The following is a 13336-nucleotide window of genomic DNA, read 5'->3' as shown; positions in this document are numbered from 1 at the left end:
TAACAACAGTCTCAGATCGTGTATCTGATCCCTGCCTACCCTTGTCGACGAGTGACCCCATCCCTGGGAAAACGAGACGAAGGAGTCCAACATGCAGGAAGCACTCGGACTGGTCGAGACCAAAGGATTCGTAGGTGCGGTCGAGGCCGCCGATGCGATGGTCAAGTCGGCCAATGTCCAGCTGATCGGCAGCGAGAAGATCGGCGCCGGCTTCGTGACCGTCATGGTCCGAGGCGACGTCGGCGCGGTCAAGGCCGCGACCGATGCTGGTGCGGCAGCCGCGGCGAAGGTGGGCGAGGTTGTCTCGTGCCACGTCATCCCGCGCCCCCACACCGACGTCGAGAAGCTGCTCCCCGCGGCGAAGTGAGCTGAGTCATGTCTGAAGATCTGATCAACAAGGTCATGGCCGAGGTCATGAAGAAGGTCGCACCCGAGGCCGCATCCGCCCCCGCCGCCGGCACCCGCCCCGGCGTCACCGAGTTCGTCGGCACCAACGCGCTCGGCGACACGATCGGCCTGGTCATCGCTAACGTCGACCCGCAGCTCCACGAGATGATGGGGCTCGACAAGAAGTACCGCTCGATCGGCATTCTGGGTGCCCGCACCGGCGCCGGCCCGCACATCTTCGCGGCCGACGAGGCGGTCAAGGCCACCAACACCGAGATCCTGACAATCGAGCTGCCCCGCGACACCAAGGGTGGCGCTGGTCACGGCTCCCTGATCGTGTTCGGCGCCGAGGACGTCTCCGACGCCCGCCGCGCCGTCGAGGTCGCGCTGTCGGAGCTGGACCGCACGTTCGGCGATGTGTACGGCAACGACGCAGGCCACCTGGAGTTCCAGTACACGGCCCGCGCCAGCCACGCCCTGAACAAGGCGTTCGGTGCCCCGCTCGGCAAGTCGTTCGGCATCACGGTGGGCGCCCCCGCCGCGATCGGCGTCGTGCTCGCAGACACGGCGGTCAAGGCCTCGACGATCGACGTCGTCGCGTACTCCAGCCCTGCCTCCGGCACGAGCTTCTCCAATGAGGTCATCTCCGCCTTCTCCGGTGATTCCGGTGCCGTGCGCCAGGCGATCATCGCCGCCCGCGAGGTCGGCCGCCAGCTCCTCGGAGCCCTCGGCGACTACCCCGAGTCGACCACCACCCCCTACATCTGAGGTCGTCAACGTGAAGTCCAAGAGATTTGAGGTGCTCGACGCCCGACCTGTGAACCAGGACGGCTACGTCACCGAATGGCCCGAAGTCGGGCTCATCGCCATGGACGGCCCCAATGACCCCAAGCCCTCGATCCGCATCGAGGGCGGCAAGGTCGTGGAGCTCGACGGCAAGACCCGCGCCGAGTTCGACATGCTCGACACGTTCATCGCCGACTACGGCATCAACCTCGACCGTGCCGCCGAGGTCAACGCCATGGATTCGGTGCAGCTGGCCCACATGCTGTGCGACATCAACGTGCCGCGCGCCACGCTCGTCCCGCTGACCACCGCCATGACGCCCGCGAAGGCGGCCGAGGTCGTCTCGCAGATGAGCGTCCTGGAGCTGATGAGCGCCGTCACCAAGATGCGTGCCCGCAAGACGCCAGCCAACCAGTGCCACGTCACCAACCTGGCCGACAACCCGGTGCAGATCGCGGCGGACGCCGCCGAGGCGGCCATCCGTGGCTTCGCCGAGCAGGAGACCACCGTCGGCGTCGTGCGCTACGCCCCGTTCAACGCGCTGTCGATCCTGGTCGGCGCGCAGACCGGACGCCCCGGCATCCTGACCCAGTGTGCGGTCGAGGAGGCCACGGAGCTGCAGCTCGGCATGCGCGGTCTGACCGCCTACGCCGAGACCGTCTCGGTGTACGGCACCGAGGCCGTGTTCATGGATGGCGACGACACCCCGTGGTCGAAGGCGTTCCTCGCCTCCTGCTACGCGTCCCGCGGCCTGAAGATGCGATTCACGTCCGGCACGGGTTCCGAGGTGCAGATGGGCTTCGCGGAGGGCAAGTCGATGCTCTACCTCGAGTCCCGCTGTCTGTTCGTCACGAAGGCCGCCGGCTCCCAGGGCACCCAGAACGGATCCGTGAGCTGCGTCGGCGTGCCCGCCGCCGTTCCCCAGGGAATCCGCGCGATCCTGGCGGAGAACCTGATCGCGATCATGCTCGACCTCGAGTGTGCGTCGTCAAACGACCAGACCTTCACCCACTCCGACCTGCGTCGCGTCGCCCGTACCCTGATGCAGTTCGTGCCTGGCACGGACTTCATCTGCTCGGGCTACTCGGCCACCCCGAACTACGACAACATGTTCGCCGGTTCGAACTGGGACGCTGAGGACTTCGACGACTGGATCATCCTGCAGCGTGACCTGCACATCGACGGCGGCCTGCTGCCTGCCGGCGAGGAGGAGGTCGTTGCGATCCGCCGCAAGGCAGCCCGCGCGATCCAGGCCACGTTCAAGCAGCTCGGCCTGCCGGAGATCACGGACGCCGAGGTGGAGGCCGCGACCTACGCCAACGGGTCGAAGGACATGCCCGCCCGCAACGTCGTGGAGGACCTGAAGGCTGCGGAGGAGATGATGGCCCGCGAGGTCACCGGCCTCGACGTTGCCAAGGCGCTCATCGCCGGCGGTTTCGAGGACGTCGGCGAGGCAGTGTTCAACCTGCTCAAGCACCGTGTCGCAGGCGACTACCTGCACACGTCGGCGATCTTCAACGAGAAGTGGGAGATCAACTCGGCGGTCAACAATCTGAACGACTACGCGGGGCCGAAGACCGGCTACCAGATCTCGGAAGAGAAGTGGGACCGGCTGAAGACCATCCGCCAGGCGATCAGCCCGGAAAGCATCTGAGGAGGATCACTGCCATGGACCAAGCAACACTGAAGAGTCTCATCGAGACGGTCATCCGTGAGGTCGTCGCCGAGTCGAGCGGCTCGGCGGCCCCCGCTGGTGGCGGCGTCGCCACCAAGACGCCGACGGTCGGCGGAAACCTGAGCATCACCGAGACCGGCGACGCCCAGCGCGGCACCGATCCCAAGGAGGTCGTCATCGCGCTGTCGCCCGCCTTCAGCAGCACCATCCACGAGACCATCATCGGCATCCCGCATGCCGCGGTGCTCCGGGAGATCTGCGCAGGCATCGAGGAGGAGGGCCTGAAGTACCGCTTCGTCCGCCTCTACAAGACGGCAGACGTCGGCTTCGTCGCCCACGAGGCGGCCAAGCTGTCCGGCTCGGGCATCGGCATCGGCATCCAGTCGCGCGGCACGACGGTCATCCACCAGAAGGATCTGCCGCCGCTGTCGAACGTGGAGCTGTTCAGCCAGTCCCCGCTCATCGACGAGGCGACGTTCCGCGCCATCGGCAAGAACGCCGCCAAGTACGCCAAGGGCGAGAACCCCGCCCCGGTGCCGATCCGCAACGACCAGATGGCCCGGCCGAAGTACCAGGCCAAGGCGGCGCTGCTGCACAACAAGGAAACGACCCTCTGCGATCTGAACAAGAAGCCCCAGGCGCTTCAGATCAGCTTCGGCTAGGAGAAGCGACATGGATCAAGAGCAACTGATTCGACAGATCATGTCCGAGGTCATGAAGAACCTCGGCGGCAACGACAACGTCACCTTCGAGAAGAAGGCCCCCGCGGCGGCTGCTGCCACCCCGGCGTCCTCCGGACGGAAGGTCGGTGTGGCGGAGTACCCGCTCGCCGAGAAGAACCCCCAGCTGGTCAAGACCGATTCCGGTCTCGGGCTGACTGACCTGACGTTCGACAAGTTGAAGAGCGGCCAGCTGAAGGCCTCGGACTTCAAGATCTCCGCGGAGACCCTTGAGCTCCAGGCGCAGATCGCCGAGGACTCCGGCCGTAGCCCGCTGGCGCGCAACATGCGTCGCGCCGCCGAGCTCGTTTCAGTCCCCGACGAGCGACTGCTTGCCATCTACAACGCCCTGCGCCCGTACCGCTCCACCAAGGCGGAGCTGTACGACATCGCCGCAGAGCTCGAGGGCACCTACGGTGCCAAGGTGTCCGCCGGATTCGTCCGGGAGGCCGCCGACGTCTACGAGTCGCGCGGACGCCTCCGCGTCGACTGACACCCATTCTGTGCCCCGGTCGGACCTGCCCCCCCACAGGCCCGACCGGGGACACATTCACACCCCGGGTCATCGACGACCCACCCACAGAATTTGAAGGACGAAGCATGCGCCTGATCGCCGGTATCGACATCGGCAACGCGACAACGGAGGTCGCGCTCGCTGAGGCGGACGGGGATAAGCTCACGTTCCTGGCCAGCTCGACGATCCCGACCACGGGCATCAAGGGCACCGACGCAAACATCCAGGGCATCTTCCACGCGCTCAACGTCGCGCTGAAGAACGGCGGCCGCCAGCTCGCCGACCTCGACCTGGTGCGCATCAACGAGGCCGCCCCCGTCATCGGCGACGTCGCGATGGAGACCATCACCGAGACGATCATCACCGAGTCGACGATGATCGGCCACAACCCGGCGACGCCCGGCGGGCTCGGCATCGGAGTCGGCACCACCATCGACATCGCGCACCTGGCCACCGCGCCCGTCGGCGTGCCGTATATCGTCGTCGCCGACCGCTCCTTCGCCTACGACGAGGTCGCGCGACGCATCAACGAGGCCCACGTCGACGTGACCGGCGCCATCCTGCAGGCCGATGACGGCGTCCTGGTCCACAACCGGCTCGACCGCAAGATCCCGATCGTCGACGAGGTCGGCCTGATCGAGAAGGTCCCGCTCGGCATGCTTGCCGCGATCGAGGTGGCCGAGGTCGGCCGCATCGTCGAGACGTTGGCCAACCCCTTCGGCATCGCGACCCTCTTCGGGCTCGACGCGCAGGACACCAAGCAGGTCGTCCCGCTCGCCCGTTCTCTGGTCGGCAACCGTTCGGCGGTCGTCATCAAGACCCCCAAGGGCGACGTGCAGGAGCGCCGCATTCCCGCCGGAAGGCTCACGGTGCTCGGCGACTCGACCAAGGCCGAGGTCGACGTCGACCGCGGGGCCGAGGAGATCATGCACGCCGTCGGCAAGGTCCGCCATGTGACGGACGTCGTCGGCGAGCCGGGCACCAACGTCGGCGGCATGATGGAGAAGGTCCGCGTCACCATGGCGCAGCTCACCAACCTGCAGCCACGCGACGTCAACATCACCGACCTGCTCGCGGTCGACACCCAGGTGCCCCAGCAGGTCGCAGGCGGCATCGCAAACGAGTTCTCGATGGAGGCCGCCGTCGGCATCGCCGTCATGGTCAAGACCGACCGGCTGCAGATGCAGAAGATCGCGCAGCACATGGCCTCCGAGCTCGGCATCGACGTGGAGGTCGGCGGCGTCGAGGCCGACATGGCGATCCGGGGCGCGCTGACCACGCCCGGCACCGCCGCACCCATTGCCATCCTCGACATGGGAGCCGGGTCCACGGACGCGTCCGTCATGCGCTCCGACGGAACCGGCACGTCAATCCACCTGGCTGGGGCCGGCAACATGGTCACACTCATGATCCAGTCGGAGCTCGGCCTCGACACCTTCGACACCGCCGAGGACGTGAAGCGGTACCCGTTGGCCAAGGTCGAGACGGTCTTCAACATCCGCCACGAGGACGGCACCGTCCAGTTCTTCGACGAGCCGCTGCCCCCGCAGGTCTACGCCCGCACAGTCATCCTGAAGCCTGAGGGCCTAGTCCCGCTCGACCTCAGCCTGCCCGTCGAGGCCATCCGCCAGGTGCGCATCCGCGCCAAGGAGCGTGTCTTCGTCACCAACGCCATCCGCGCGCTGCGTAAGGTCAGCCCCACCGACAACGTCCGCGACATCGACTTCGTCGTGCTCGTCGGAGGCTCTGCCCTCGACTTCGAGATCCCGCAGCTCGTCACGCACGCGCTGGCCGAGTACCGCGTCGTCGCTGGCCGGGCCAACATCCGCGGCACCGAGGGGCCGCGCAACGCGGTCGCCACCGGGCTCGCCCTGAGCTTCGCGGAGCAGCGGAAATGACGAGAAAGCCGACCCCGCCCGCCATCCTGTGCCACGTCAACGCGCGGGTCCCAGAGCCTGCCCTCACGTCGCTGCTGCTCGGCATCGAGGAGGAAGGGGTGCCGGTCGAGGTGCACCGCTTCGACGAGCTGAACCCGCTGACGCTGGCGCATGAGGCCGCCGTCTCCTCCCGGCTGGGGATCGGGCTGGGCGTCTCGCTCGACTACGTCGTCACCACCACAGAGAAGCTCGACGAGGGGCGTCCGTACATCGCGCAGTTCCTCGGCGAATGCCCCGAACAGGACCGGGTCATCGGCTCGAACGCCGCCCGGATCGTCAAACGCATCCCACTTCGAAGCGCACCGGAAAGGAACCACTGATGCAAGCACTGGGACTCATCGAGGTCGTCGGCCTCGCGGCCGGCTTCGAGGCGGCAGACGTCGCCTGCAAGTCGGCAAACGTCGACCTGGTCGGCTACGAACTCGCCAAGGGCGGCGGCTTCGTGACCATCAAGGTCCTCGGCCAGGTCGGCGCCGTCTCCGCCGCGATCGACGCCGCCGCCGTCGCGGCCGCGAAGATCAACCGCGTGGTCAGCAAGCTGGTCATCCCGCGGCCGAACGACCAGATCGAGCCGTTGGTGGGCAACAAGCTCACGCGCGGCTGGACCGCCCCCACGCCCCCACCGGAGCCGGAGCCTGTGCCCACCGCGGTGCTCGACTCCGACGTCACTGAGGTCGTCGAGGACACCCCCCAAAACACCGCCGACGAACAGTCTGCGGCACCCAAGACCCGCCCGGCCACCACCGCGCGGAAGACCGCGGCCGCCAAGGCCACGACCGGAAGGAAGTAACCCATGAGCCAGGCACTGGGCCTCATCGAGACCAAGGGTCTCGTCGGCGCCGTCGAGGCGGCCGATGCCATGACCAAGTCGGCCAACGTGACCCTCGTCGGCCAGGAGAAGATCGGCTCCGGCCTCGTGACGATCATGGTCCGCGGCGACGTCGGTGCCGTCAAGGCCGCCGTCGACGCGGGCGCGGCAGCAGCCTCGCGCGTCGGTGAGCTCGTCTCGCAGCACGTCATCCCGCGGCCGCACGCCGACGTCGAGAAGCTGCTCCCGCAGGTCTGATCATGTCCGAAGCGCAGCTGATCTCCACCATTGTCGAGCGCGTCGTCGCCAGGTTCAACGAGGCCGACCCGACGAAGGTCATCGTCGGAATCTCGAACCGGCACGTGCACCTGACCGACGCCGACTTCGCCACCCTGTTCGGCTACGACCGACCCGTCGTGAAGAAGTACGTCCGGCAGCACGGGGAGTTCGCAGCGGAGGAGTCCGTGACGATCCACGGCCCCAAGGGGTCGTTCCAGCGGGTCCGCGTGATGGGTCCGAACCGGTCGGCGACGCAGGTCGAGCTCAGCCGCACCGACTGCCGTGCGCTCGGCCTCGACGCGCCGATGGCGCAGTCCGGGCACCTGTCTGAGGCCGCGCCGATCGAGATCGAGGGGCCCGAAGGACGCGTCGCTCTCGACCACGCGGCGATCGTCGCCGGTCGACACATCCACATGGGACCCGCCGATGCGGAGGCACTCGGGCTCAAGGACCAGGACCGCGTCAGCGTCGTCTTCCCGGGAGAGCGCGGCGGCCGCTTCGACAACTTCCTCGTGCGGGTCAAGGACTCCTACCTCCTCGAGCTGCACCTGGACACCGACGAGGCCAACGCCATCGGCGCCAAGACCGGCGACTACGTGACGATCTGCCCGAGATGAGCACCATGACCACGACGCCCACGTCCCAGCTCGACCGGTTCGCCCGCCAGGTGCGGTCCGGTCGGACGGTCGCGCCCAGCGGCGCGTGCCGGCTGGGCGTCGACCTCGGCACGGGCAACATCGTGCTCGCCGTGGTCGACGGGGACGACCATCCCGTCGGCGGGGCCTGGCTCCGCTCGACGGTCGTCCGTGACGGGGTCGTGGTCGACTGGCTGGGGGCCGTGAGGGCCGTCGGTCAGCTGCGTGACACGCTCGCCGGGAAGCTCGGCGTCACGTTCCGCGAGGCCGCGGTCGCGATTCCTCCGGGCATCGACGCGGGCACCACCAAGGTGTTCACCAACGTGCTGGAGGCATGTGGGCTCGAGGCGTCCGAGGTCGTCGACGAGCCCGTCGCCGCGGCTACGGCGCTCGGCGTCACCGACGGCGTCGTGATCGATGTCGGTCATGGCACCACCGGGGTCTCGATCCTGCGGGACTCCGAGGTGCTGAAATCCGTGGACCAGGCCACCGGTGGCCACCACATGACCCTGGTGATCTCGGGCGCACTCGGCATCGACTACGAGGCCGCAGAGCAGCTCAAGCGTGACCCCGCGCAGGGCGATCTCGTGATCGGCCTGATCCGCCCGACGCTCGAGAAGATGGCGACCATCGCCGCGGAGGCGACGGTCGGCTACGAGGAGTTCCCCGTCTACCTCGTGGGCGGCTCGAGCTCCTACCCGCAGTCCCCGGCCGTGTTCGAGGGCGTCCTCCGGCGCCCCGTCACCCGGCCGGACGAGCCGCTGTTCCCCACCCCGCTGGGAACGGCGATGAGGAGGAACAGGTGACAGAGCAGGAGCTGCGCTCCCTGATCAGGCAGGTCGTCGTCGAGGTGCTCGCCGACGTGGCCCCAGCGCGCCCCCAGCCCCGCAATGCGCTGGTGCTGTTCACCGGCGCGCTGCTCGGGTTCGAGGCCTCGCTCGAGTCGCTGCGGCGGCTCAAGGCGACGGGTCTTGTCAACCTCGACTGGACCCAGACCCACTCCGCATCCAAGATCCTCGACCAGCAGGCCATCGAGTCCATCGGCATGTGCCCGGCAGAGAAATCGCTCGTGATGGGCCACGACATGCTGATCATCCCGACCGCGACCGTGAACATGGTCGCGAAGGTCGCACACGGCATCGGCGACTGCCTCGCCTCGAACGTGATGGCCGAGTTCATCATGTTCGACAAGCCGGTCGTCCTGTCCGTCAACGCCTGCGGAGACACCCCGGACAAGCGAGGTTGGTTCCCCGACCTGCCCGCCGGCTACTCGCGCATGCTGCAGGGCAATCTCGAGGCGCTCGCCTCCTTCGGCGTCACCCTGGCCTCGTCCGAGACGCTCGACGAGGCGGTCCGTTCCCTGAGCTTGTCGAAGGGCCCTGACAACCCCGGTTCCCTGAGCCCGGCCGGTTCCCTGAGCCCAGCCGGTTCCCTGAGCCTGTCGAAGGGCCCTGACAACCCCGGTTCCCTGAGCCCAGCCGGTTCCCTGAGCCCAGCCGGTTCCCTGAGCCTGTCGAAGGGCCCTGAGCCTGTCGAAGGGGACGTCTCGACAGGCTCAACGCGCTTCGACAAGCTCAACGACCCGGTCTCCTGCCCCGAGCGGCTGATCCACGACCGGATCGTGAAGACGCTGGAGCCCGGCACCACGCTGCGTATCGGCAGCCGCGCGCTCATCACCGCGCTCGCCCGCGAGACCGCGGCGGCGCGCAACATCATCATCGAGAGGGAGCACTGACATGTACCTGGCCAAGGTCATCGGGAACGTCGTCTCGACCAGCAAGGACCCCCGTCTCGTCGGCTTCAAGCTGATGCTGACCCGGCGCCTCGACGAGTCCGGCGCGCTGACCGGAACCCCTGAGGTGTGTGTCGACACCGTCGGCGCGGGCAACGGGGAGACGGTCATCGTCACCAAGGGCTCCTCGGCCCGCTTCGCGGCCGATCGCAAGGAAGCCCCCATCGACTCCACGATCGTCGGCATCGTCGACGCGGTCGAGATCGACGAGCGCTGACCGATGCCCGCCATCTACACCCGCACCGGCGACAAGGGGACCACCGGCCTGTTCGGCGGCTCCCGCGTCATCAAGCAGAGCCTGCGCGTCGAGGCATACGGGACCGTCGACGAGGCCAACGCGGCGCTGGGCGCGGCGAAGGCCGGGCTCGAGCCGGGGCCGTGGCGAGACCGGATCCACGCGATCCAGCAGCGCATGTTCGTCGCGGGTGCGGAACTCGCCTCCGACGCCAAGGGCGCCGAGATCCTGGACAACAAGATCTCCACCGCAGACATCGAGGGCCTTGAGCACCTGATCGACGACTGCCTGGCCATCACGGGCCCGCAGCGCTCGTTCGTGGTGCCAGGGCGCGACGAGGTCTCCGCCCCGTTCCATGTCGCCCGCACCGTCATCCGCCGGGCCGAGCGCCGCTGCCTGACCCTTGCCGAGCATGAGCCCGTCCGGCCGGAACTCATCAAGTTCCTCAACCGACTCTCCGACGCCGTCTACTCGGTCGCCCGCCTCACGGAGACGTGGTACGAGCTGGCGCACGTCGAGCAGGTCGTCCGCGACACCGTCGCCAGGTACTGGCCGCAGCTGGACGGTTTACTGAGCCCTTCCGGTTCCCTGAGCCCTTCCGGTTCCCTGAGCCCCTCCGGTTCCCTGAGCCCCTCCGGTTCCCTGAGCTTGTCGAAGGGCCCTGAGCTTGTCGAAGGGGAAGGCGTCTCAGGTTCGTCGCGTGTCGACAAGCTCAACGATCCGGCTGAGACCTCCCGCTGGGGGGCGATGCGGACGCACTGCGACGCACGCACGCCCGAGGCGCTGCTCAGGCTCGCCAAGGACCTGGCCGACGCGGCCGAGAAGCGCTCGGTGCAGCTGGGCGTGCCCATGGTGATCGTCGTGGTCGACGCGGCGGGTAACCAGGTGCTGCTGCACCGGATGCCCGGGTCGTTGATCGCGAGCCTGGAGATCGCCGCCAACAAGGCCTGGAGCGCGAACGCGTTCAAGATGCCCACCGCCGACCTCGGGCCGCTGGCGGCCGAGGGCGGCGCCCTCCCCGGACTGGCGGGGGGCAACTCGGGACGCGTCGTCCTCTTCGGAGGCGGCGTCCCACTCATCGTCGACGGTGCCGTCATCGGCGCCCTCGGCATCTCCGGCGGCACCGTCGACGAGGACTGCGACGTCGCCACTTATGCACTGACAACCGTGATGGGAGCACAGAAATGACGATCGACCCGACCCTGCTCGAAGCAGCCGTCCGCAAGGTGCTGGCGGCACTTCCCGCCGACGAGAAGCCGTCGGCCTCGGGCGACGGCGTGTTCGACGACATGGATGCTGCCGTCGCCGCGGCATCGACGGCAGCGAAGAACTACCGTGCCTGCTCGCTGGCGGAGCGGCGCCGCTTCGTCCAGGCCATCCGCGACTGCATGACCCTGCCGGAGAACCTCGACTACATGGCGGCCCAGGCGGTGATCGAGACCGGCATGGGTGACGTGGCGCACAAGTACCTGAAGAACAAGTTCGCCGCGGAGAACACGCCGGGCGTGGAGGACCTCGAGACCTCGGCGTGGTCCGGGGACCACGGCCTGACCACCGTGGAGTACTCCGCCTACGGCGTCATCGGAGCCATCACGCCGACGACCAACCCGACCGAGACCGTGATCTGCAACGCCATCGGCATGCTGGCCGCGGGCAACGCGGTGGTGTTCTCGCCGCACCCGCGCGCCAAGAACCTGTCGCTGTGGCAGGTCCGCAAGCTCAACAAGGCCCTCGCCGCCGCCGGGGCCCCCGCCAACCTGATCGTGACGGTCTCCGACCCGTCGATCGAGAACACCAACAAGATGATCGCGCACCCGGACGTGCGGATGCTGGTCGCCACCGGCGGCCCCGGCATCGTGCACACGGTGCTCAGCTCCGGCAAGAAGGCGATCGGAGCCGGCGCGGGCAACCCGCCCGTCGTGGTCGACGAGACGGCCGACATCGCCCACGCCGCCAAGTGCATCGTCGACGGCGCCAGCTTCGACAACAACCTTCCCTGCACGGCGGAGAAGGAGATCATCGCGGTGGACTCCATCGCCGACCTGCTGAAGTTCAACCTGCTCAAGAACGGCGCCTACGAGATCACGCCGGAGCAGGCGAAGCAGCTCGAGTCCATCATCCTCAACGCCAAGGGGACCGGCCCCAACACGGCATGGGTCGGTAAGCCGGCCTGCGAGATCCTGCAGGCCATCGGCATCGAGCCGCCTGCGGGAGTGCGCCTCGTGGTCTTCGAGGCCGCCGCGGACCACCCGTTCGTGGTGCACGAGCTGATGATGCCGGTCCTCGGCCTGGTGCGCGTGCCGGACGTCGACGCGGCGATCGAGCTGGCCGTCGAGCTGGAGCACGGCAACCGGCACACGGCCATCATGCACTCGCGCGACGTGAAGAAGCTCACCAAGATGGGCCGCGAGATCCAGACGACCATCTTCGTGAAGAACGGCCCGTCGTTCAACGGCATCGGCATCGGCGGCGAGGGCTACTCGACGTTCACGATCGCCGGGCCCACGGGCGAGGGGCTGACCCGCACGCGCAACTTCGCGCGGACCCGTCGCTGCGTCCTGGTCGACGACCTCAACATCCGCTGATGTCTACTCCGTTCACCGTCGCGGTCACCGGGGCGGCCGGGCAGATCGGGTACGCGCTGCTCTACCGGCTGGCGTCGGGCGACCTGCTGGGCGACCGGCCGGTGCGGCTCAGACTGCTGGAGGTGGAGCCGGCGCTCAAGGCCCTCGAGGGGGTCGTGATGGAGCTTGACGACTGCGCCTTCCCGAACCTGGCCGGCGTGGAGATCGGCTCCGACCCGAGAAGGATGTTCGACGGTGCCAACCTGGCGATGCTCGTCGGCGCCATGCCGCGCAAGGCCGGGATGGAGCGCTCCGACCTGCTCACGGCCAACGGCGCGATCTTCACGGAACAGGGGAGGGCGCTGGCGGCCTCGGCGGCCGACGACGTGCGCGTCGTCGTGACCGGCAACCCCGCCAACACCAACGCGTTGATCGCGTACCACAACGCGTCGGGCATCCCCCGGGAACGCTTTTCCGCGCTGACCCGGTTGGACCACAACCGGGCCCGCGCGCTGCTCGCGGAGCGGGCCGGGAGGCCGGTGCGCGATGTCACGGGCATGACCATCTGGGGCAACCACTCCACCACGCAGTACCCGGACGTCTTCAACGCGAAGGTGTGCGGAGTTCCGGCCGACCGGTGGATCGCCGACGACGGATGGATCAACTTCGACTTCATCCCGACGGTCGCCCGCCGCGGGGCGGCGGTTATCGCGGCCCGCGGCTCCTCGAGCGCCGCCTCCGCAGCGAACGCGACGATCGAGCACTCCCGCGACTGGCTGCTCGGGACTCCCGAGGGCGAGTGGACGTCGATGGCCGTGCCCTCCGACGGGTCGTACGGGGTGCCGGACGGCCTGGTGTCGTCGTTCCCGGTGACCTGCTCGGCGGGGGACTGGTCGATCGTGCAGGGCCTGCCGATCAGCGCCTTCGCGCAGGCGAAGATCGACGCGTCCCTGGGTGAGCTGCAGGGCGAGCGCGACGCCGTGCGCGCCCTCGGCCTGATCTGAG

General features: G+C 68.2%; 16 protein-coding genes. All 16 read left to right on the top strand.

Going from position 1 to position 13336, the window contains the following annotated elements; translation table 11 throughout:
* The first annotated feature begins 91 nt into the window (after positions 1-91).
* The 16 genes from pduA (at position 92) to QH948_RS12155 (ending at position 13335) form a co-directional block, all read left to right on the top strand.
* Positions 92-367 (top strand): propanediol utilization microcompartment protein PduA, encoded by a 276-nt coding sequence (gene pduA / locus QH948_RS12230; protein ID WP_219082984.1) that lies wholly within the window; start codon positions 92-94, stop codon positions 365-367.
* 8 nt (positions 368-375) lie between these two features.
* Positions 376-1155: a propanediol utilization microcompartment protein PduB gene (gene pduB, locus QH948_RS12225; protein ID WP_281144638.1), complete on the top strand. Its 780-nt coding sequence runs from the start codon at positions 376-378 to the stop codon at positions 1153-1155.
* 10 nt (positions 1156-1165) lie between these two features.
* Positions 1166-2827 carry a propanediol/glycerol family dehydratase large subunit gene (locus tag QH948_RS12220; protein WP_281144637.1) on the top strand — a complete coding sequence of 554 codons (1662 nt, stop codon included), beginning with the start codon at positions 1166-1168 and terminating at the stop codon, positions 2825-2827.
* A gap of 14 nt (positions 2828-2841) precedes the next feature.
* Entirely contained in the window at positions 2842-3510 is a 669-nt protein-coding gene (locus tag QH948_RS12215) for a propanediol/glycerol family dehydratase medium subunit (protein ID WP_281144636.1), read from the top strand.
* A 10-nt stretch (positions 3511-3520) separates the two neighbouring features.
* Positions 3521-4060 carry a diol dehydratase small subunit gene (locus QH948_RS12210; protein ID WP_281144635.1) on the top strand — a complete coding sequence of 180 codons (540 nt, stop codon included), beginning with the start codon at positions 3521-3523 and terminating at the stop codon, positions 4058-4060.
* 107 nt (positions 4061-4167) lie between these two features.
* Positions 4168-5979 (top strand): diol dehydratase reactivase subunit alpha, encoded by a 1812-nt coding sequence (locus QH948_RS12205; protein WP_281144634.1) that lies wholly within the window; start codon positions 4168-4170, stop codon positions 5977-5979.
* Positions 5976-6338, top strand: coding sequence for a glycerol dehydratase reactivase beta/small subunit family protein (locus tag QH948_RS12200; RefSeq protein ID WP_281144633.1), 363 nt, complete (start codon positions 5976-5978; stop codon positions 6336-6338). The genes QH948_RS12205 and QH948_RS12200 overlap by 4 nt, the downstream gene beginning before the upstream one ends.
* On the top strand, positions 6338-6808 hold the full coding sequence (locus QH948_RS14245) for a BMC domain-containing protein (RefSeq protein ID WP_438874100.1): 471 nt from the start codon (positions 6338-6340) through the stop codon (positions 6806-6808). The genes QH948_RS12200 and QH948_RS14245 overlap by 1 nt, the downstream gene beginning before the upstream one ends.
* Before the next feature lie 3 nt (positions 6809-6811).
* Positions 6812-7084, top strand: a complete 273-nt coding sequence (locus QH948_RS12190) for a BMC domain-containing protein (RefSeq protein ID WP_219082998.1) — start codon at positions 6812-6814, stop codon at positions 7082-7084.
* A 2-nt stretch (positions 7085-7086) separates the two neighbouring features.
* The gene (gene pduL, locus QH948_RS12185) at positions 7087-7722 is read left to right on the top strand and encodes a phosphate propanoyltransferase (protein WP_281144632.1); all 636 of its coding nucleotides are present in this window, start codon (positions 7087-7089) and stop codon (positions 7720-7722) included.
* Complete coding sequence (gene eutJ / locus QH948_RS12180) at positions 7719-8546, top strand: ethanolamine utilization protein EutJ (RefSeq protein ID WP_281144631.1); 828 nt, start codon at positions 7719-7721, stop codon at positions 8544-8546. The genes pduL and eutJ overlap by 4 nt, the downstream gene beginning before the upstream one ends.
* A complete protein-coding gene (locus tag QH948_RS12175; protein ID WP_281144630.1) occupies positions 8543-9475 on the top strand; it encodes a flavoprotein in 933 nt (310 codons plus the stop codon). The genes eutJ and QH948_RS12175 overlap by 4 nt, the downstream gene beginning before the upstream one ends.
* A gap of 1 nt (position 9476) precedes the next feature.
* On the top strand, positions 9477-9749 hold the full coding sequence (locus tag QH948_RS12170) for a EutN/CcmL family microcompartment protein (protein WP_219083005.1): 273 nt from the start codon (positions 9477-9479) through the stop codon (positions 9747-9749).
* Positions 9750-9752: 3 nt separating this feature from the next.
* Positions 9753-10955, top strand: a complete 1203-nt coding sequence (locus QH948_RS12165; protein ID WP_281144629.1) for a cob(I)yrinic acid a,c-diamide adenosyltransferase — start codon at positions 9753-9755, stop codon at positions 10953-10955.
* Positions 10952-12352, top strand: coding sequence for an aldehyde dehydrogenase family protein (locus QH948_RS12160; RefSeq protein WP_281144628.1), 1401 nt, complete (start codon positions 10952-10954; stop codon positions 12350-12352). Before QH948_RS12165 ends, QH948_RS12160 begins: the two co-directional genes overlap by 4 nt.
* Positions 12349-13335 carry a malate dehydrogenase gene (locus tag QH948_RS12155; RefSeq protein WP_438874142.1) on the top strand — a complete coding sequence of 329 codons (987 nt, stop codon included), beginning with the start codon at positions 12349-12351 and terminating at the stop codon, positions 13333-13335. The genes QH948_RS12160 and QH948_RS12155 overlap by 4 nt, the downstream gene beginning before the upstream one ends.
* Position 13336: the final 1 nt, after the last annotated feature.

The sequence above is a fragment of the Tessaracoccus lacteus genome (genome assembly GCF_029917005.1).
In the GTDB taxonomy this organism is placed as follows: Bacteria; Actinomycetota; Actinomycetes; order Propionibacteriales; family Propionibacteriaceae; genus Arachnia; species Arachnia lactea.
The sequence above is the reverse complement of the archived record's forward strand: the minus strand, read 5'-3'. Positions and strand labels throughout refer to the sequence as shown.